Source organism: Mycolicibacterium mageritense (assembly GCF_010727475.1).
Taxonomy (GTDB): Bacteria; Actinomycetota; Actinomycetes; order Mycobacteriales; family Mycobacteriaceae; genus Mycobacterium; species Mycobacterium mageritense.
This window is the reverse complement of record NZ_AP022567.1, coordinates 7,987,958-8,006,721: the sequence shown is the minus strand read 5'-3', so window position 1 is coordinate 8,006,721 and position 18,764 is coordinate 7,987,958. Positions and strand designations below refer to the sequence as shown.

The 18,764-nt window shown below is 62.6% G+C and carries 29 protein-coding genes and 1 tRNA gene; 20 read left to right on the top strand and 10 right to left on the bottom strand.

What is annotated here, in order from left to right; all coding sequences use genetic code 11:
* Positions 1-2,627: 2,627 nt before the first annotated feature.
* The 17 genes from G6N67_RS38735 (at position 2,628) to G6N67_RS38660 (ending at position 11,951) form a co-directional block, all read left to right on the top strand.
* Positions 2,628-3,095, top strand: coding sequence for a hypothetical protein (locus tag G6N67_RS38735; RefSeq protein WP_163642493.1), 468 nt, complete (start codon positions 2,628-2,630; stop codon positions 3,093-3,095).
* Complete coding sequence (locus G6N67_RS38730; protein WP_163642491.1) at positions 3,062-3,259, top strand: hypothetical protein; 198 nt, start codon at positions 3,062-3,064, stop codon at positions 3,257-3,259. The genes G6N67_RS38735 and G6N67_RS38730 overlap by 34 nt, the downstream gene beginning before the upstream one ends.
* Before the next feature lie 3 nt (positions 3,260-3,262).
* Complete coding sequence (locus G6N67_RS38725; protein WP_036436356.1) at positions 3,263-3,511, top strand: hypothetical protein; 249 nt, start codon at positions 3,263-3,265, stop codon at positions 3,509-3,511.
* Positions 3,511-3,744 carry a hypothetical protein gene (locus tag G6N67_RS38720; RefSeq protein ID WP_036436358.1) on the top strand — a complete coding sequence of 78 codons (234 nt, stop codon included), beginning with the start codon at positions 3,511-3,513 and terminating at the stop codon, positions 3,742-3,744. The genes G6N67_RS38725 and G6N67_RS38720 overlap by 1 nt, the downstream gene beginning before the upstream one ends.
* Before the next feature lie 418 nt (positions 3,745-4,162).
* Positions 4,163-4,645 (top strand): hypothetical protein, encoded by a 483-nt coding sequence (locus tag G6N67_RS38715; RefSeq protein ID WP_163642489.1) that lies wholly within the window; start codon positions 4,163-4,165, stop codon positions 4,643-4,645.
* Between the two features lie 28 nt (positions 4,646-4,673).
* Positions 4,674-5,441, top strand: coding sequence for a hypothetical protein (locus G6N67_RS38710; protein WP_163642487.1), 768 nt, complete (start codon positions 4,674-4,676; stop codon positions 5,439-5,441).
* A gap of 151 nt (positions 5,442-5,592) precedes the next feature.
* A complete protein-coding gene (locus tag G6N67_RS38705) occupies positions 5,593-6,477 on the top strand; it encodes a DUF2637 domain-containing protein (RefSeq protein WP_163642485.1) in 885 nt (294 codons plus the stop codon).
* An 801-nt stretch (positions 6,478-7,278) separates the two neighbouring features.
* The gene (locus G6N67_RS38700; protein ID WP_163642483.1) at positions 7,279-7,506 is read left to right on the top strand and encodes a hypothetical protein; all 228 of its coding nucleotides are present in this window, start codon (positions 7,279-7,281) and stop codon (positions 7,504-7,506) included.
* Complete coding sequence (locus tag G6N67_RS38695) at positions 7,503-7,823, top strand: Asp23/Gls24 family envelope stress response protein (protein WP_131524753.1); 321 nt, start codon at positions 7,503-7,505, stop codon at positions 7,821-7,823. Before G6N67_RS38700 ends, G6N67_RS38695 begins: the two co-directional genes overlap by 4 nt.
* Position 7,824: 1 nt before the next feature.
* Complete coding sequence (locus G6N67_RS39565) at positions 7,825-7,959, top strand: hypothetical protein (RefSeq protein WP_268951241.1); 135 nt, start codon at positions 7,825-7,827, stop codon at positions 7,957-7,959.
* A gap of 423 nt (positions 7,960-8,382) precedes the next feature.
* Positions 8,383-8,730, top strand: a complete 348-nt coding sequence (locus tag G6N67_RS38690; protein ID WP_036436365.1) for a hypothetical protein — start codon at positions 8,383-8,385, stop codon at positions 8,728-8,730.
* Positions 8,730-9,005, top strand: coding sequence for a hypothetical protein (locus G6N67_RS38685; protein ID WP_163642481.1), 276 nt, complete (start codon positions 8,730-8,732; stop codon positions 9,003-9,005). The genes G6N67_RS38690 and G6N67_RS38685 overlap by 1 nt, the downstream gene beginning before the upstream one ends.
* An 81-nt stretch (positions 9,006-9,086) precedes the next feature.
* Positions 9,087-9,329, top strand: coding sequence for a hypothetical protein (locus G6N67_RS38680; RefSeq protein WP_163642479.1), 243 nt, complete (start codon positions 9,087-9,089; stop codon positions 9,327-9,329).
* A 67-nt stretch (positions 9,330-9,396) separates the two neighbouring features.
* Positions 9,397-9,615 carry a hypothetical protein gene (locus tag G6N67_RS38675; protein ID WP_163642477.1) on the top strand — a complete coding sequence of 73 codons (219 nt, stop codon included), beginning with the start codon at positions 9,397-9,399 and terminating at the stop codon, positions 9,613-9,615.
* Between the two features lie 195 nt (positions 9,616-9,810).
* On the top strand, positions 9,811-10,800 hold the full coding sequence (locus G6N67_RS38670) for a hypothetical protein (protein ID WP_163642475.1): 990 nt from the start codon (positions 9,811-9,813) through the stop codon (positions 10,798-10,800).
* 228 nt (positions 10,801-11,028) lie between these two features.
* The gene (locus tag G6N67_RS38665) at positions 11,029-11,616 is read left to right on the top strand and encodes a hypothetical protein (RefSeq protein ID WP_163642473.1); all 588 of its coding nucleotides are present in this window, start codon (positions 11,029-11,031) and stop codon (positions 11,614-11,616) included.
* Positions 11,613-11,951 (top strand): hypothetical protein, encoded by a 339-nt coding sequence (locus tag G6N67_RS38660; protein ID WP_131524757.1) that lies wholly within the window; start codon positions 11,613-11,615, stop codon positions 11,949-11,951. The genes G6N67_RS38665 and G6N67_RS38660 overlap by 4 nt, the downstream gene beginning before the upstream one ends.
* Before the next feature lie 20 nt (positions 11,952-11,971).
* Here G6N67_RS38660 and G6N67_RS38655 read toward each other — a convergent pair whose 3' ends face one another.
* The 9 genes from G6N67_RS38655 to G6N67_RS38615 all read right to left on the bottom strand — a co-directional run bounded on the left by G6N67_RS38655 (position 11,972) and on the right by G6N67_RS38615 (position 15,505).
* Positions 11,972-12,721 (bottom strand): hypothetical protein, encoded by a 750-nt coding sequence (locus G6N67_RS38655; RefSeq protein WP_163642471.1) that lies wholly within the window; start codon positions 12,719-12,721, stop codon positions 11,972-11,974.
* Positions 12,722-13,281: 560 nt separating this feature from the next.
* Entirely contained in the window at positions 13,282-13,443 is a 162-nt protein-coding gene (locus tag G6N67_RS38650) for a hypothetical protein (protein ID WP_163642290.1), read from the bottom strand.
* Positions 13,440-13,673 (bottom strand): hypothetical protein, encoded by a 234-nt coding sequence (locus G6N67_RS38645; RefSeq protein ID WP_036436369.1) that lies wholly within the window; start codon positions 13,671-13,673, stop codon positions 13,440-13,442. The genes G6N67_RS38650 and G6N67_RS38645 overlap by 4 nt, the downstream gene beginning before the upstream one ends.
* Positions 13,674-13,743: 70 nt before the next feature.
* Positions 13,744-13,986 carry a helix-turn-helix transcriptional regulator gene (locus G6N67_RS38640; protein ID WP_036436370.1) on the bottom strand — a complete coding sequence of 81 codons (243 nt, stop codon included), beginning with the start codon at positions 13,984-13,986 and terminating at the stop codon, positions 13,744-13,746.
* 19 nt (positions 13,987-14,005) lie between these two features.
* Entirely contained in the window at positions 14,006-14,284 is a 279-nt protein-coding gene (locus G6N67_RS38635) for a hypothetical protein (protein ID WP_036436371.1), read from the bottom strand.
* 223 nt (positions 14,285-14,507) lie between these two features.
* A complete protein-coding gene (locus G6N67_RS38630; RefSeq protein WP_163642294.1) occupies positions 14,508-14,657 on the bottom strand; it encodes a hypothetical protein in 150 nt (49 codons plus the stop codon).
* Positions 14,651-14,908, bottom strand: coding sequence for a hypothetical protein (locus G6N67_RS38625; RefSeq protein ID WP_036436372.1), 258 nt, complete (start codon positions 14,906-14,908; stop codon positions 14,651-14,653). The genes G6N67_RS38630 and G6N67_RS38625 overlap by 7 nt, the downstream gene beginning before the upstream one ends.
* Positions 14,908-15,129, bottom strand: a complete 222-nt coding sequence (locus G6N67_RS38620; RefSeq protein ID WP_163642469.1) for a hypothetical protein — start codon at positions 15,127-15,129, stop codon at positions 14,908-14,910. The genes G6N67_RS38625 and G6N67_RS38620 overlap by 1 nt, the downstream gene beginning before the upstream one ends.
* Positions 15,130-15,256: 127 nt before the next feature.
* Entirely contained in the window at positions 15,257-15,505 is a 249-nt protein-coding gene (locus tag G6N67_RS38615) for a helix-turn-helix domain-containing protein (RefSeq protein WP_131524761.1), read from the bottom strand.
* 120 nt (positions 15,506-15,625) lie between these two features.
* Here G6N67_RS38615 and G6N67_RS38610 point away from each other — a divergent pair, with 120 nt between their 5' ends.
* Entirely contained in the window at positions 15,626-15,955 is a 330-nt protein-coding gene (locus G6N67_RS38610) for a helix-turn-helix domain-containing protein (RefSeq protein WP_163642467.1), read from the top strand.
* 1,030 nt (positions 15,956-16,985) lie between these two features.
* On the top strand, positions 16,986-17,273 hold the full coding sequence (locus tag G6N67_RS38605) for a hypothetical protein (RefSeq protein WP_179976790.1): 288 nt from the start codon (positions 16,986-16,988) through the stop codon (positions 17,271-17,273).
* Between the two features lie 36 nt (positions 17,274-17,309).
* On the opposite strand, the gene G6N67_RS38600 is transcribed toward G6N67_RS38605, so the two are convergent.
* Positions 17,310-17,382 (bottom strand) — tRNA-Lys (locus tag G6N67_RS38600).
* 156 nt (positions 17,383-17,538) lie between these two features.
* On the opposite strand from G6N67_RS38600, the gene G6N67_RS38595 reads away from it, so the two are divergent.
* Complete coding sequence (locus tag G6N67_RS38595; protein ID WP_036442396.1) at positions 17,539-18,759, top strand: L,D-transpeptidase; 1,221 nt, start codon at positions 17,539-17,541, stop codon at positions 18,757-18,759.
* Positions 18,760-18,764: the final 5 nt, after the last annotated feature.

The window sequence follows — 18,764 nt, the reverse complement described above, 5'->3', positions numbered from 1 at the left end:
ACGGTGAAGGGCGCTGCGTTGGGCGTGGGTGGGGTGGTCGATGGGGACTTTTCCTGGGGTCGCGGGAGAGGTGGTCTACCTGCCCTCGGGCATCGGGCAGTTGCAGCCTTTTCGGGGCAGTTGTAATCAAAACGCCACAACTGCCGCTGTGCGTGATCATGCGCACACCGGGAACTTCCGTGGTGCGTGGACGGCGCACATCAGGCATCGGGCGGCGGTCAACCGATCCGTTGCGGGGATGCGCAAGGTGGCGCTGAGGGGCGCTGTGCGCCCTCTGAGCCACTGGGCGGGTCGCGGCGGGCAATCGGACACCTGATGCGGGAATCGCGGCTGTGTGCCCTGTGAGAGCCCTGAACGGCGGTCGCCTGCCCATCGGGGGGCGGTGGTGGGCAGGAGGGCGCGGCTGTGGAACACGTGGTGACCATGTGACCACTAGCGGGCATATGGTCCCGTTTCCGCTGGTCAGCGGTATATCGGGACTGCGCGGCGTACACGGTCACCTGGTCACCCGCCACACGGGACTCTGAATCGGCTGGTCGGGTGGGTTTTCGGGCGCGGCGTGAGGGTGGTGGGAGGGAAAGAGGGCGCTTGGCTGTGGGTGACGCATGGCGGGTGGTTATGGCGGCTGTAGGCGGTTTTGTAGGCGGTTCTGGGGTCGTTTAGGCGATAAAGACCCCGTTTAGCCATGCCGCACAGCAGGATATCCGCAGGTCAGGCATATTTCGCCGCTCGCATTTATGGCGGTATGGCGGTATGGCTGTCTTGAGCCCCGATATGGCGACTCCAGCCATGAATCGCCTACGCCGCTAGGGTTTGCTCTCGTTATGAATACCTGGGGACGTGACACTTATATATTTATATACTCTGAGCTGCGGATATGCGTTTCGGTGAGCCGCGTTGTGAGCGGCGGCGCGTTAGCGGAGGGTTTTCGCGGCGCTCAAGACAGCCATACCGCCATACCGCCATAATCGCCTACATGCCCTCTGACCTGCGGGTATGCGTCGCGGGACACCACTTTTCAAGGCTACCCCCCGCCGCCTAGTCATCGACAAAACCGCCAAAACCGCCTAGCGTCCTCGACCCGAAATCGCCATACGCAGCCATACGCCGCCCAAACCCGCGCGGCGGTTTGGGCGGTATCCAGCCTTGCTTCCGCGCCCCCGACGCCCGCACTCGGTGTGACCTTGGTCACACATGCTTTCGATTGCCTGTATACGTCAACATAACAGCAAACTTCTTGGAGTCCGTTGCGCCCTGCCCTCACGCTGCGGTGATGGCGAAGGGTGTTACGTCGATATCTACACATATACACAGGTAGGGGACACCACTTTCTCATTTGCACTTGTTTCGAGGGTGTCGAATTTGTAGGCGATTCTGAAATCTGGAGATAGCGTTGACGTACTGAGCAAACAATTGACGGGATGAAAGGAAAGCCGTGAGCGTAGGCATCGACACACAACTAGACGCCCTGTTCGACGTTGACGCGCCGCGCATGACGGCGACGGAAACGGCGCAGCGCTTCGGTGTCACGCGCGCGCAGTCCTCCATGCGATTCGCACAGGAAGGCTTCCAGCCCAGCGCGTGGGCAACGGGCAGGGTGACCGTGTGGCTAGTTCGCCCGCGCGACGCGCTCCTGATATGGGGTCACCGTCTCCACGCCGCGACCGACCGCTAAGCCCTAGAAACGACGAAACCCCGCCCGCCGCCAAGCAAGTGGGGTTCCACCGAAGAAGAATCTTCAAATGTCTAAGTCAAATGTAACACGGACTAACTCCGCTGACCCGTACGACCGTCCGAACCCATTCGGAGAGCCAACTGACGGCGACCTCCTGGACGACATTGAAACCACCACCAATTTCTGGAACGCAAAGCCGCAACTTCAGCGCATTCATCAGGTTGCGCGCAGCGAAGGACGTATGTCTCCGTGGGGCCTTTTGGTAGCCGTGATGGCGCACCGCCTGAGCCAGATACCGCCGAATGTGGTTCTGGTTCGCCGCAACGGTAAAGAGGGAAGACCTTGGCAGGCGGCACCTCACTGAACACCTACGTGGCAGAGGTATCGCCACCATCGGAGGTGGCGACGGCGACCATGAGCGCCGCGAAGGAACTGGTGCCCCGCTGGTGGCACCATCGCAGACGGCACCGGGCAGGGCATCGTCAAAGCCTTCGCCGAGGTGAAGGTGTCCAGGACGAAGAGGGTAAGCCTCTCGACACCTGACCCGTTTCTTCCGTCATTCCGTGACCATCCACGCCGACGAGGTGGCGACCCTGAACGCCGAGTTCGCCCGTGAAGGGTCGAAGACGGGCGGCATGCTCCGATCACTGTGGATCGGCTCAGACGTAGGTATGACCAACGCCGACCGCGACCGCAACGTGTCTATCCCCGCGAACATGGCACGACTGGCGGCTATATGGGGTGTGCAGCCGTACGCCGCTCAGCAGATCATGGCGCAAGCCAGGACGGAACTCCTCAGCGCTTTCTCTGGGTACCTGCGACGGAATGCCGACCGTCAAGCGAATGCCCTTCTGTGGCTCCACCGCCCGCTGGTACGGAGTTTCCGTTCCCGCTGTTCGGTAACACTCCCGCGCAGCAGGCGATGGGTTCCGTGCTTCCCCACGAAATTCGGATGGACGCCGACCTGACCGACCTCCCGGACCCGATCTGGGTTCACTGGTCACCTCAAATGACGGCGGACATTTTGGCGTTTCAGGCTGAGCAGGACGCGATGACCAACCGATTCCCGTACGCCGCGAAAACCCCCGAGCAGCAGGCAGAGGCTGATCGCCTGGTGATGGAAGGGCACCTCTTGCTGACCCGCATCAAGATAGCCGTGTGCCTGGGGTTCCTGTGGGGGCACCGCGAGCCCGACGACTTGGATTGGTGGCTTTCAGGCATCTTGCTGGAAGTGTGCGTCGCCGAGGCAGCAGGTGTGTGGTCGGTGTGCCAAGAGCAGGCTAAAGCCGACGCCGAGGCACGGGGCATGCCAGGTATCGAGCAGAACGCGGCAAACGAAGTACGGGATGCCCTGGAAGAGAAGAAGTTCGCCAGTGGCGTGACCGCGTGTACCAGGTGCTGGCTGAACGCGGCGAGTTGACACAGAGCGGCGTCGAGCAACACCTGTCCACGGCGCAGCGCAAGGTTGCGCGCGAGCTTCTTCGCGCTCTGGCGGCAGAAGGGCGAGCCGGATACGACGGCGCGCTGTGGTTCGCCATTTACCAAGGACGCAGATTAACCAAACTCCGAGTAGTGGAAGGCTGACAAATGACCATTCGAGACCCTGAGCAGGTAGTGCCTGCCATCGTCCGCAGGCTGGAACGCAACGGCGCTATGACGCGTAGCCAGCTCCAGCAGTCGTTGAGCGCGGCTAGCCGAGCGTGGCTGACAGAAGCGCTCTCCGCGGCCACCGACACGGGGCGCGTCGTCCGTCGTGACGACGGCACGTACACCCTGCCGATAGCGGTAGTTCCGAGCCACCGCCGTCCCCGCGCGGTGTGGACGGGCGGTGAGTAATGCCTACCATCCACACCCCCGAGCTTTACGGCGCATACGCCGTGTACACCGACGATGAGCACAGTGAATACGTAGAGCGCCCCATCATCGGATGGGACGAACGCGGGCGTCCGCTCGTGATGTGCGGCAACGCGCTGCATACAGCGGACAACGCCCCGTTCGTGAAGGTTTCGGTGTACATGGTGGTTCGCCGCCCCGACCTTGTGAAAGAGGTTGTGGCAGCGGTGACGTAGAGCATCAACGCGGACATCGGGTCGATGTTCTGGCAAGCCGACAGCATCAACGACCTTGTGCGTAGCGCCATCCGTCAGCACCTCCGCGAGACCCGCGAAGGACGTTACGAGACATGACCACCATCGCCGCTGCTCGAAGAACAGAAAGGACAACACCTGATGGCTCTCTTCTTAAAGCCCGACCCCGCTGACATCCGAGCTGCGCGCCGTGACATTCATCGTGAAGCGCTAATCCGTGGCGTTGCGTCCATCGCGCAGTCCGCCCAGCCTGCCGCCGTGACGGCACTGTCCGAACTGCTGGACGAGGGTGTGGTCACCCGACGCGGCGACCGTGGCGTGGCGATAGCTGACGACACCGACGTGTACCGCGCAGCCCGAGCCATCATGCTGGAACTGGAGAGCGGCGGGGGCACCCTCTGTGGAGGGACTACACGACCGCATCGAGCACACCGCGCCCACCACCCACACAGCGTTGAACTACCTTCGCGCCCACAAACTGGTGGCACTACGTGATGGTGTGCTCACCGACCGCACCGGGGACAAGATGCGTGGACGTAAGTCCGCGCTACCGACCGAGTCGCTGGAACTGGCAGCCATCGCCGCCGCCGACGCGGCGGTACGGAAGAACATCGCCGCGTTGGGCGACTCCACTACGCGGTGGTTCAAGCACCCCGACGATGACCGCTGGACACCGGAAGCCTTACGCGACATCCGCCGTGAGACGAACGCGGTCTACCGCGTGCTGCCTCCTGGGCGACGGATGACGGTGGACAAGTTTCGTTATGAGGTTCGCAAGGTCACCGCAGACCATGTGGACGAGGTGATGGCTCGTCTGGAAGCCGCCAAGTTCATCACCGTCACGGATAGCACGGTGACCACCCGCGGCGCTCCCTGTGCCTGAGGTGCCGAAGACTGAGAAGCCAGAAACGGTGACGCCTGCACCTGCACCCATCGCCGTGGCGGCAGGCGGTGACGTTGGTGACCTGGCGTCGTTCAGTGATCCCGAGGTTATCGAGACGCCGAAGCCCGAGATACCGCAGACCCCGAAGACCAACACCGCCCCCGCAGGGGACACCACTTCTCCCGCCCCCGCCCCGAAGCCCGAGGGCACCCGCACGGTGGCGAAGACCGAGGGGAAGGCTGTCGAGAAGACCGAGGCTGCCGAGACTCCTGCAACTGTCCCCGTTTCGGGGGACATCGAGCGTCGCCTGTCAGCGCTGGAGAAAACGGCAGAGACCACCGTGGACGGTGTGAGAGCCATCTACACCAAGACGGAACGCATCGAGCACCTGGTATCGGACACCACCGTTGACCGAAGCCGTATCTCGGACGCACCGGAAGCCGTCCGCGAGGTGCTGGTCACCATCGCAGCGAAGCTGCACCGCGCGGCGAAAGAGGTGAAGGAGGGCAAGCGCCCGACCTTGACCAACAACGAGGTGAAGAAGAGCTTGTCCAACCGCCCCTTGCGCGGTGAGACCGTGGCACCGCGCGACCGCTTCGAGGAAGCACGGCAGTTGGGACTGCGTACGGGCGTCATCCGAACCACCCACCGCAGCCGACTGGTGTTCGTGTCCTTCGAGCCGCTCATGGAATCCGACGATTTCGGGCGACGTGTAGCAAACATGGGCGTTCGTGTCGCTGCCCGCACCAAGGGGCTGGTGGACGCAGCCACGAACCGCGTCGGAGTGGGCAAGTAGATGAACGTCAAGCGGACATACCTGCCGAATCACCAACGGCGCGCAGACATCGGAGACCACCGACCTGTCACGTCCCCAGCCGACGTTGGCGGGAACGAGTTCTGGAGAGAAGGTTAGGAGTTAGCTGATGTTGCTTGGAGAGGAAGCACATATGACACCGGAGACGAAAGACCACGGCACCGCTGTGAGGGTCTGGCACGCCATCCTGATCCTGTCCGTCATCGCATCGGTAGCCGTGAATACTGCCCACGGTGTTCTTGGCGCGGACGACGACCTCACGGCGCGGATCGTCGCTGGCGCGCTGGGCGCGATCCCGCCGCTTGTGTTCTTCGCCCTTGTCGAGGCGCTGCTGAAGACTTTCCGCACAGGGGTCTACGGCTGGCTGTACTGGACGCTGATCATCGGCACGGTCTCCGCCGCCAGCGCCGCGTTCACCCTGTCATTCATCGCGGTGTTGGACTTCGCGCGGGACTACGCGGTGATGTCGTCCATGTGGATTGCGTGGCTGTTCCCGATCATGTTCGACGTGGTGATGGCACTGTCAACGCTGGCGATTTTCGCCCTTGGCGACAAGCCGATGAAGCGGGTGAAGAAGGCGAAGGCGTCCAAGGTTGAGGAATCCATCGCCACAATCGGCTTGCTGCCCAAGGCGCGGATTCGCCTGTTCGGGGGCGCGGCGACAGTGCCGACACTGCCGCCGACACCCCATCGACAGGTCATCGACAGCCCACCATCGACGGTTCAGCGACAGCCCATCGACAGCCTGGCGACACCTACCCCCGTCAACGACACCCCGTCATCGACACTGCCGCCGACGCCTAAACCTGTCGCCGAAGCTGTCAACGACGCTGCCGATGACAGCGACATTGACATCGACAGTTTGTCGTTCGCCGCTGCTGTTGCCGACCGCGCGAAGGTGAAGCAGACACCGGGAGTCGTTCATCGAGTCATCGAAGTTCTTCGAGACGGACGGGAATCTATCCGAGGCGTCGCGGGCGGTGAGCCTGAGCCGCGATCCCGCTCGCCGAATCCGTGACGCCCTGGCGGAGCTGGAAGCAGAGGAGCGCCACGCTCTCACTGTTGTGGGCTGACTCCACCGCCCACCAATCCCAATCAGCCCACACTTACCTCTCCCGTGGGGCTGATTGCTGTCTGGCTTTCCTACACCCGCCGCGTTACGAGCCGCCTTCTGGCGGGGACAGCGGGAACTGTCCCCATCACATGAGCGAAAGCGGTGTGTTGTTCTTCAAAACTAGTTCTGAACACGCGAAATACCCACCATTTTGAAAGCCGAGCGGGTCGGGGACATTTGTTATGTCCCCGATTACGGGGGACATTACGGGGACAGCGGATATGCCCACCACCGCCATTCCACAATCCCCATTCCCGCCCATCCAAGCCGCCCCGATTAGCCTCTCGAAAGGGTTTGCCTGTTGCTCCGATATATACACCCACCCCGCCCTGATGACATGTATCGCTGGAGCTGTGAGCTGGGGGAATGTGGGTCGTCTGGAAGTTTTACGGTGACACGCCGATTTCAGGGGAGAATTTGCTAATTCATGCTACCCTCATAACTAGCACCGAGACGGCACTAGGTCCAACTCGGAACTGCTAATGCCGCATTAGCAGCCACCACAAGACCTATATAGAGAGAAGAAATGTCACCCACACCTACACCCACGCCCATTCCACTGCCCGACCACCTGGAGGCTCATATGCACGTCCTAGCGGACTCGATGACGTTCTGACCGACATCGCCGCGAACGCTGACCCCAACGCGCCCTACGGCGAAAAGCTCGACGCAGCGCTGGCGTCCGTGGAACGGACGATTTTCGGAGTGGACTATGTGCCTGACACCGGGGTGGTTATCACGGTGTCGCCCGTCGTCCTTCTGGTGACCGCTGTCGTCGGTGTCCTCATCGCCGTCCTCATCGTGGCTCGCCGCGCCCGTCGTTCCGATGAGCCACGAGGACAGTTCATCGCAGAACGTGAGCGCGAACGGCTCGTGGCGCGGGAGCGGGACGCGGCGGCGAAGGTCAAGGCAGCAGAGGACGTGAACCGATGACCTACCCTCACGACCCATACGGGCAGCCGCCCATGACCCATGACCCCATCTACGCCGCGCGTCGGCGCATGCAGGGCTGGTGGGCGACTTTCGCCGTGTTGTTCGTCCTGGGGCTGGTGATCAGCGCCGCGTACAGCGCGACGCTTGTCCCGCACACCAATCCGTACATCCACACGATGCAGCCGACGACGATGAGCTACGTACTCCTAGCCATCGGTGTGGTCAACGGGATCGTGGGCACCGTCGCCTTCATCATCGCCATCCGCGCGACCCGCGAATGCAGCCAAATCAAGCAGTCAATGTACGGAGGTTTCTGACATGAGAATCTCAACGATAATTGCGCTGGGCAGCCTCGCCGCCGCCATCCTCCTGGGAGGGCTGAGCGCCGCGCTCGGCGGTACGGCGACCAAATGCACACCCGTCCAACGCCCCGACCTGATGGCGGATTTGTGACCCTCCAGGACTGCGCTGTCGGCGCGGTGACCCCTGGAAAATTGTTTGCTGGGATAGCGGGATTGTGTTTCCTCGTCGCCGTCCTGGCGGGCTTCGTGGCGGTGGTATCCGCCCTGACACGTCCCATGGATAGGGCGCTCTCACCGACCGTCAGTGCAGCCGCTGACGGTGGTGCGAGGGCAGCGGCAGCCGCCCGTCAAGCTCATGCAGCCCGAGCTGAGCGGCGTCAGCAGCAGGGTACGGCGGGTACTCAGCAAACTCTGGTGGTGGCTATGGAACTGGATACATCGACGCCGAGGTGGTGGATTTCCCCGAGACCGAGGACTGGCTGAACACCGATCCTGTGCAGCCCGAGCCTTCCCCATCTACCGATGACCGCCCCCGCAGTGGCTGGGGACGCGGCGTCCAGTTCGGAGACTGACCATGCGGGGCGCAGCGCGGTGGTTCGGCATCCTCCTAATGGGCATCGGTGCGATGTTCCTCCTTGGCGGTTTGATGGGCGGCGACGCCATGACGCTCATTTCCGGGGTCTTCTTCGGGGGTTTCGGCGCATTCCTCTACTTCTGGGGACGCGGCGCGCGCGGAGGCGGCAGAGGAGGCGGTGACCCCGTATGGGCAGCGCAACGTGAGCGAGACGAGGCGCTCTACAGCGTTCAGCGCAGCGGGGCGCAGGCAATCGAAAGCCTTCGGCAGCAGGAGACCGCCAAGGCGCGCGCCGCTGTTGCGCGCGGGCAACAGCGAACCGAGTCATTGGAAGGAGCGTGGCTCTGATGGGTCTCTTCAGCAACAACGGCTACGTGCCGTCCGCGCGCGACAACTACATGCGCGGGTTGAAGGAGCAGGACTATCAGCGCCGCCGCGCCGATTCACAGTTTGATCAGGCGCGAAAAATCGTTGACGGCATCCCCGCGCTCATCGAGAAAGAGCAGGAGAAGGTCAAGCGCGACGCGCAGAGTGTCGTCAGTGGTATCCGCAAGTCCGCTGAGGTGGAAGAAAAGGCTTCTCACCACCCCGGTGACGCAGTACAGCGGTGGCGCGCACGGTAACGAACCCCATCATCGTGTGGCACTGGCGAGTGCCGATGCCGTCCAGCATCAACATCAGCGTGGAGGGTGTGAAGCGCACGGATGCTGGACCCGTTTTGGCGCTGCAACCTGGTGGTGGAATCGCGCCAGACGACATCATCGAGCGCCCTCCGCAGCAAGCTCGGTGCACGTGACGGTTTCGCCGCATGGGCGACTGAGGTGAACGAAGTGCTGGCGGAGATGGAGGATAGGTACCCGATCCTGGCGGACATCCGCGACGACAAGGTGTTCGCCAAGATGCTCAGCGCGACCGGAGTCAACAGGGACGAAGGGCAAGGACGTTGACCTGGAGGAGCGCGGTGCTTACGGCACCGTGTAGCCGCCCCGCACCGTGGTGCACGTCCCCGTGCTAGTGGGTATCGACATCACGCCCGAGGGACTGGAGTTGACTTTCGCTCACGACGACCACCGTCGTGCAGGGGACATCGGCGGGGCGGTTCTTGACCGTCTCAGGTCAGCGTTCAACGCGGGCGGTGTCCACAACGCCCGCAACTTGGTTGCCGTCGATGGCGACAACGGTGAACTGATCCTTCAGTTCCGCGACGCCCGAGCCATTTCCCCGCAGGCATAGCGTTCCTGCCCGCCGAACCGCCCAAGTCGTTGGACGAGGCGAAGAAAAGGTACCCATCGGCAACCTGGTGTGTTGGTGTCGATGCGCGAGGGAACGAAATCATGCCGACCGTCAAGAGCACACGACACTGCATCGCGGCGGGTCAGCCTGGTGTCGGTAAATCGGTCTGGGTTCGCGGCGTCATTGACTGGTTCCGTGTCGGTCTGGGCGCGGAAATCTATTGCGGTGACGGGAAGGTTCGGACTACGCCTCCCTCGCTGGACAGCCAAATGTGCGGATGGTCAGCACGTCGGCGGCAGCATCTGCGCATGGTGCGCGAAGTATGCGACGAGTTGGAACGGCGGCGATCAGAAGCTGCGATCAACAAGAAAACAGACCCGGCCGTACGACCGATACAGCCCGATCCTATTGGTGCTGGACGAGTTCGGGCTCATGAAGTCCGAAATCAACGATCTGGACAAGAAGGACGCGTTGATCACCTTCATGGACGACCTAGCGAAGATCATCAAGGTGGGGCGTGAGGCGCGCATCGTCCTTCTCCTGGCGGCGCAAGACGTGTACGCGGACACGATCCCGGTAGCCCTTCAAAACCAATTCGGTCTGGCAGTGCTGCTTGGTGTCCCCGGTGAGCGGACGATCCAAGGTGACTTCGTGCCCGAACGGCTGCGAGACACCGCGCGGCGCATCGGCGCACGTCTTGTACGCCCTGGTGCCGCCATGTACATCGAACGTGAAACCGAGGGGGTCATCGAGGTGCAGACTCCTTACAACTATTCGCCTGGCTCGACACCGTTGACCGCCGCGCTGACCGATGAGCAGCGGGCGGTGTGGGCTGATGCGAAGTCCCGCGCCGAGGCACTGCCGTGGTTCTACCCGCGCCTGGGTATCAACGCCACGCCGGGGTGGGAGAAGAGCGGTACGCCCGCAATCGTGGACACCGAGTTGGTGGTGATGACCGACCGCAACGGGAACCTGCTTCCGGGCGCTGAGAAGTTCGACCCGATGGACGAAACCTTCGTGGGAGCGGGCGGTACCTCGACGGTGAAGCCTCGACCACGTATGTGGGATCACGACAACGACCCGTCAACCCCTGAGGTACCTGTGACCGCTGACCCCGCAGCGCCTAACAGCGACAAGGTGTCAAGCATCCAAGGTGAGCAGATCAGGGCCGGGGGTGACCTGTGACGCGCTCGGTGGTGGCTGTGGACACGACCGTCTTCTACACCTCGATTGCACGCCTGGTGGACGGTGACCCCACCTCGATGTGGCTACCTTCACGCGGCGGACGTGACCTCACACCATGCCCCCGCACAGGAAATGCGGCGTCACGTTGACCTCGCCGCGCAGGTGGTTTCGGCGATCACGAAGTCCCGTTTCGGTGTACCCGACCTTGTGGTGATGGTTCGCCCGTACTTGGGCACCATGACCGCTGACCCTTCAGCGCAGCGGCGGGTTTCGGTGTGGTGGGAGATTGTGCGGCAACTCGACGTTGCAGGTGTGCCCGTTGGTGAGGTGAGCTTGTTGAGTGTGCAGAAATCAGCTCTCGGAAGCGCCGCGTTCGGTAAGAAGGGCACCGACGCCTTGGCGCAGTGGGTGGCTGACAACTGGACGAGGTGGACACCGCCCCTGTACGACGGGAAGCCCGACCCTCGATACCGCGCGACGACCCTCGCGGTTGCCGCAGCGGGGGCACTGGCAGCAGGTTTCCCCGCCGCGCAGTTGCCCGCATCGGATGACGTGGTGAACGCCCTGCGCGGCGGGATGAACCTTCCCGCTGGTTTCCGGTTACCTGATACCGCGCCGCGCGCCACTGGAACCAAGAAACGGCTGACCCGTGATGAGTACATTTCGGAGCGCCTGGTGGAGATTGCGTCACTACCGATCACGGAACTCGAAACGTGGAAACCCCGAAGTCCCGCGTTGAAAGAGGCACTCAAAGAGCGGTTTGCGAAGGAAGAAGACCGCCGCTTGGAGGCGTCCATCATGGGAGGCGAATTGTGATCACAACACCCGCATCGGTGACCCTCATCGCCGCTGGTCTCGGCAACCGATCCGATGGCACCTCAAACGGCTCATTGACCGCCCTCGTTGACAGGATCGTCATGGGCTCGCTCACGGTATCGGTGGGAATTTTCATCGTTCTCTTGATGCTCGCAGCCTGGGTGAAACAGAAGGGCACGGGCAGGTTTGAAGCGGGCGGCGGGCGAAACGGCGGGAATCCGATACGGGCGATTGTGCCGCCCGCCGCTGGTTTCCTCGTCCTGACGATCCTCTTGGCTGGCGTGTGGGCTCTCGTGAGGGTGGCAAGTGGTCTGAGCGGCGGGATGTTCTCGTAATCGGCTGTGGCACAACAGGTTTAAAGGTTACGCCGTAGCCAAAATCCACGGCGGAGATACACGTTGATTCGCGCGGTGTCCCTTCCCGAGCGTGAGGACACCGTTGCGGCGGCGTACGGCAACGCGATGTCGGTGAGCTTCGCCGCGACAGGCTTTCCGCTCGACCCCGCGATGATGTACCGCACCGGACCCGCACCGTTGGCGGGTGACGCGGCGAAAACCTCCGCCAGCACCGTGTCCGTTTCGGTGTTCACGGCGTCGATCACAGCGGAGTCCCGTCCCAGCTTCTCCAGAACCACTTCCGCAACGTCGCCACGTGCATACTCTTCATCCAGCGCAACGGCGCTTCGGCAGCCGCACGCCACGTGCGAAAACCCGTGCGTGCCGCCCTTCGATACCCACTTCCTCGTCGGTAGCCAGTTCGCCCAGGAAATCAGGCGGCGTAAGTCACGGTGAATCGCCATTCTCCACGAGGTGTCGGCGGTAGGTGTGTACTCATCGGATTCACGGTCGATGGTCAGCCAGCCCGACTCGTCCTCCGCCGTGACAGAGAGCCATGACTTGTTCATTCCGGTGTAGAGCTTTCGCAGCCACGATCCCGCGCCCACGGTGAAACTGACACCAGCCCGGTCCCGTGCGGTAGCGGTTAGCGCCGCAACGATGTCACCGTGCGACGCCGCGCTGATGTGAGGGTGTACTCTCCGCGCCGCCGCCGCGACGGCGATCCCGAAACGGGCTTGTGGTGGTGTGGACGCGGAAGGTGTGTTCATGGTCGGACTGTACGGCGCAGCGCTGTACAGTCACGTGATTTCAGCGAACGTCGGGGTGTCCCCACTACACCGCCGCCTTGCAGGCTCCCGAACAGTAGGTACCCAGCGGAAACACCACTGCCCACCCCGAATGTCAGGGTGGGCAGTGGGGACGTGTCACCGCTATGGCTGATAGACGAAGTAGTACCCCGCGCCGCGAGAATCATTCTTACGGTACGTGCATTGCGCGGGCGCTGCCGAGCCCATCATCTGGGAGGCACGCTGCCCGCATGTCCAATCGCTGCTGAAGGGTCCGACCCATCCCGCTGGGTCTGCCGCCGCTGTGGTTGCCGCGCCCAGTGATGCCCCCGCCGCGAGTGCCATCGCCCCAGCTACCAGCGCGATTTTGTGTTTCATGGTGTCTCCCCGTCGTTGTGGTGTTGTTCTGACGTTAACAGCAAACACAGAGGGGTTCGGACACTAATTTGTGCAGGGGACACCACTTCCCGCGCTTTGGTCACCTACACGAAAACCGCCCCCGGACATCTCCGGGGGCGGTTCTTGGTCTCCTTGGTGAGGGTCTACGCAGCGCCGCCTCCTGTGAAGTCCTTCGGGTAGAAGAACAACGGCATGTCGGACTCCACCACCTCCGCCAGGCTCACTACCTCACACTCGACACCCGCCGCGTCCAGCTTCGCCAGCAGCGCCTCGGTTTCGGGGCAGGGATTCTCGTGCCCGCTCACGCTGCCACCACCTCGGTGTACGGCTCTTCGCTGATCCCGAAACGCTCACACAAGGAAAGGATTTCGGTTTCCAGAGCCACGATTTCCACCTCCGCGATTTCCACCGCAGCTTGGAACGACATGCCAGTGAACAGGTCGTCAGCGGTGTCTCGCCAGCGCTCGATTTCGGTGATTCTCGTCCGCATCGAACGGATGTCCGCAGCGGCGGTGAGAGGGGTGAGGTAGTGCATGGTAGTATCTCCGTATCTGAATTGTGTTGTACTGAAGCGCCTCGGCGGCAACCGGGGCGTTTCGTCTTTCCTAGCGGGTCTTGTCCCGCCAAGCCTTCGCAGCGTCACGCGCCTTGATGTAGCGCTCCACGTCGCGGCGTGAGTAGACGACAGTTCGGTGCCCGATGCGGGTGTACTTCGGTGAGGTTCCTCGGTATCGGTACGTCGCTAGGGTGCTCGGTGAAACACCAAGCATCTCAGCAGCTTCCGCCGATGTCAGGGTGTCCTTGGTGCTCATGATGGTCTCCAGGGTGAGGGGAACGGGGACTGCCACCAGTCCCCGTTCCGATGGTCTACGCGGCGTAGTCGCTCATGCTCTCGATGAGCTTCGACACGCCAGGCAAGAAGTACACGTCAGCGTGCACTTCAGGGTGTTCGTACCACTCAATAGCTTCGTAGATGTCGTCAGCGATTTCTCGTAGATGGTCGGTCACGGCGTCGGCAATCTCCCTACCGTGCGCGGCGAGGATGTCTTCAGAGGCGGTGTCGATGAAGGACTCCACGGCGCTATCGCCTTCGGCGTACCCGTAGTCGTCCATGTAATCGCTGAAGGCGTCGGATGAAGCGGACATTCTCGTATCTCCTGAATTGTGTTGTGTGGGGCGGCAACCCCTTTTCCTTACAACAACTACATTACCATTCATAGACACATTAATCTATGAATGACGGTGTGACGTTAGTCGCAAATACGGTGTGTTGCCTTGCGGGACGGTCGAATTGGTGCTAATGCGACATTAACAGGGTGCAGGGTCAGAGGGACAAATAACCCCGCGCCGCTCACCCAAGGCGCGGGGTTTACTCGGGGCGGTAGGGCTTGCTACGAAACGGGTCAGGGTCAAGGTCGAACTCGATAGGCGCGCTCGACAGCGGCGTGGGGCTCGGGGTGTTGAGTCCAGCTCTCCGGGTCATCGCGGCGATGACCCGCTCCGCCAGTCGTTTCAGCAAGGGTTATCTCCTCTATCGCTGGTCGCAGCGGCGACGTACACCGCCGCCAGAATGAGCTTTTCGGTGGTCGTGAGCGGTGGTTCGGTGCTCCCATGAGCCAGTGCCACATGGTCTGCGTCGTCGCCGCTATCGGTCGTGTGGATAACCGTCGCGCCCTGTTCGATGAGGGAAGCGGCTATCGGGTTATCGGCACGGGTCGATATGTAGGACGCCGCGTCTCCGGTGCCGAGTTGCAGAACGTGATAGGACATCAGAACACCATCAGAGAGGGCGGGTCGATGGCTTCCCGCAGCTTGTGGAGAAGGTCGTCATCGCTCAGCGCACGGGCGGTCACGGGGTCATCGGTGACGGTGGACGTAGGCTCATCGCCGCGTAGCCACGCGCTGATGGTCTCGCGGTAGATGTACTCAACCTCTCGCAACGCTGATAGTGGATGTGCCAGCGGCGCAAGAACTTCCCGCACTTCGGTCACGACGGACACCCACAAGACAAGAGAGTCCAGGTACGGATCGGCACTGGTACCTGGTGCACGGAAACAGGTTCTAGCGATGAGGAGAAGATTCGGTCAACGGCGGCGTCGATAGGACCGGTGTCGGTGGTCACGCCGCGACCTCAAGTCCCAGAAGCTCACGAACGTGGACGCTCGGCACAATCCATCGCTGACCCATGCGGACAACCCGCAGCGGGGAGGGCAGGTCTCCAGCGGCGGCGTGCCGCTGTGCCGTCGCCAAGGACACCCCGGTGAGAACCGCCAGCTCAGCCAGGGAAATGGCGGGGGAGGTCTTCACCGCTTCGAGCGCGGCGTCCATGCTGGGGAGCTTGCCTCCAGTTTTGGTTGGTGCGGTCACTTGTTGCTCCGTGAATAGTTGATAAGTGCTCTGTAAAACAGAGCATAGCACGGATTTGAGATTTGAGTAGTTCTGTGTATAGCGGTGAGGCTGTCGCTGTTTGTGCGTATCATGCTCTGTGTGGCAGAAAAGCTGACCTCGGAGGTTGTCGGGCGGAACGTGGCACGGTTGCGTGCCGCTACCAACACGACGATTCGGGAACTAGCGGCAGGGTTGAAAGAGCAGGGGCTCCCCATGTCGTCGTCGGGAATCACGGACATCGAGCGAGGCAGGCGACAGGTCAACGTTGACCAACTGACCGCTCTCGCAGCGGCTTTGGGTGTATCACCCATGACGTTGCTCATGCCGCTACCCGATGATGGTGACCCCGACGCCGAGGTCATGCTGTCGGGCACGTCGCCCGAAACCGCCCGCGACATGGATATGTGGCTACGTGGCGAACAGCCCTAACGGCTGAACTGATGGACGATTGGGAGCGAAGGCTTCCGACGCGCGGCAAACCCGCCCTGGACGTGGAAGAAGGGGGAGAAGGACTGATGGCAGGACGACCGCCGCTGGAAATCGGCACGTACGGGGAAATCGCTGACCCGTGGCAGACTCCGAGTGGGAAGTGGCAGACCAAGGCGCGGTATCGCGGCGGCGATGGTGTTACCCGCCCTTGACGGCGACGGGGACACCCCGCGCAGGCGAAGGCGAAGCTCAAACGGAAACTGGCTGAGCGCCTACAGGGAGTCCACGGCAGTACGGGGGAGTTGACCCGTGAATCGCCGCTGAGTGCGTTGGTGGAGCGCTGGCTGGAGAACCTGGAGGGAAAGCGCCGCTCCAAGGTGGGCTCTCGTGAAGGAAGCCTGGCTGATGACACCGTGGACGATTACATAGGCATCGCACGCAAGATTCTGATACCTGGACTGGGGGCTGTCCGCCTTCGTGAGTTGAACACGCAGCGGTGTGACACCTACCTAGCTGGACTGAAAACCCGCAAGCGGCAAGTCCGTACCGTCCTCATGCAGGTGTGCGGGCTGGGGGTTCGGTGGAGCCTGCTGGAGTACAACCCTGTCAGGGAGACCGAGAGCCCGCCGCGCAAGCAGGGGAGCAAGAGAACCCTCACGCCCGAGGATGTGGAGGAGCTTCGGCAGCGCATCCGTGACTGGCAGGACGCGCCGCAGCCCCGAGGTGGACGCCCGCGTGACAGCGACATGGCTGAACTGGTGGACGTTCTGATGGCGACGGGGGAGCGCACGGGCGAAATCCTGGCGCTGTGGTGGAGCGACGTTCACGGTCTGGACGACATGAGCAAGCCCGCGACCATCACCATTGCTGGAACGGTGGACAAGAAGGGCAAGCGGCAGCCCATGCCGAAGTCCGTTCACGGGTACCGCACGCTGAAGCTTCCCGAGTTCGGCAGGCAGGCGCTCATACGGCAGCGCGAACGGGGCTATCCGTTCATGTTGGTGTTCCCATCATCGGCGGGGACGCCGCGTTGGGTGAACAACACCAACAGGACGTGGAGGAAATCCGGGGAGAAGAGTTCGGTTGGGTCACCCCGAAGGTGTTCAGGAAGACCGCCGCGACCGCCATCGAACGTGAGCATGGGGCAGAAGCAGCAGCCGCGCAGCTTGGTCATGGCAGCCCGGACATCACGAGGAAGTTCTACATCGACAGGGCTACGGAAGCCCCGGACAACACCGCCGCGCTGGACAAGTTCGCGCCAAAAGTGGTCAATAAGCGGTCAACGCCCCCGAAATTGCGGGTCGTCGGTGGAGAGTAAAAACCCCTCCTGCACTGGTCAGGAGGGGTTTCTCTGTGCGCCGTCAGGGTTTCGAACCCCGGACCCGCTGATTAAGAGTCAGCTGCTCTACCAACTGAGCTAACGGCGCGCGTGTGGAACAATAACAGGCGTCCCGGCCAAGCGTGAAATCCGGCCCCTGAGGTGCCCCGCTTCGACGTTGCTGCGGGGCCTGCCGGCGATTCGTCCCTTAGACTATTGCCAAGATTTTCATGATCAGCTGTCGTACGACGAGGTGGAGCTAGATATGTGGCAGGTCCAGGATGTGGCCCGTCCGCGCCGGAACCGAATCCGGCGGACGGTGGTCGCGATGGTGCCCGCTGTGATGTTTGCCATCACCGCGTGCGGCGGCGGCGAGTCGGCGGGCCCGCCGCCCGTGATCGCCGACAAGGGAACCCCGTTCGGTGACCTGCTGGTGCCGAAGGTCAACGCGTCGGTCACCGACGGTGCCGTCGGCGTCGCGGTCGACGCGCCGGTCACCGTCAGTGCCGAGAACGGCGTGCTGGGCAGCGTCAGCATGTCCGATGAGAGCGGCGCCCCCGTCGCGGGCACGCTCAGTGCCGACGGGTTGACGTGGTCCACAACGGATCCTCTCGACTACAACGAGCAGTACACGCTCACCGCGCAGTCGCTCGGGCTCGGTGGGGTGACCAGTCGGCGGCTGACGTTCGAGACGCACTCACCGGAGAACCTGACGATGCCGTACGTGCTGCCCAACGATGGCGAGGTCGTCGGTGTCGGGCAGCCGGTCGCGGTCCGGTTCGACGAGAACATCACCGACCGGGCGGCCGCGCAGCGGGCCATCACGGTCAAGACCACGCCGGCCGTCGAGGGTGCGTTCTACTGGCTCAACAATCGCGAAGTGCGTTGGCGCCCTGCGGAATACTGGAAGCCCGGTACCACGGTGGACGTCACGGTCAACACTTACGGCGTGGAACTGGGCGACGGCCTGTTCGGCCAGGGCAACGTGTCGACGCATTTCACCATCGGCGATGAGCTCATCGCACAAGCCGACGACAACACCAAGACCCTGACCATCCGCCGCAACGGTGAGGTCATCAAGACCATGCCGATCTCGATGGGCAAGAACAGCACTCCGACCAACAACGGCACGTACATCATCGGTGACCGGTTCGACCACCTGATCATGGATTCGTCGACGTATGGGGTTCCGGTCAACTCGGCCAACGGCTATCGCACCGAAGTCGACTTCGCCACGCAGATGTCCTACAGCGGCATCTACGTCCACGGTGCGCCGTGGTCGGTGGGCAGCCAGGGCTACAGCAATGTCAGCCATGGCTGCCTCAACGTGAGCACCGCCAACGCCCGGTGGTTCTACGAGAACACCAAGCGCGGCGACATCGTCGAGGTGGTCAACACCGTCGGCGCGGTGCTGCCGGGTACCGACGGCCTCGGGGACTGGAACATCCCCTGGGAACAGTGGCGCGCCGGTAACGCCAGCACCTGATCGGG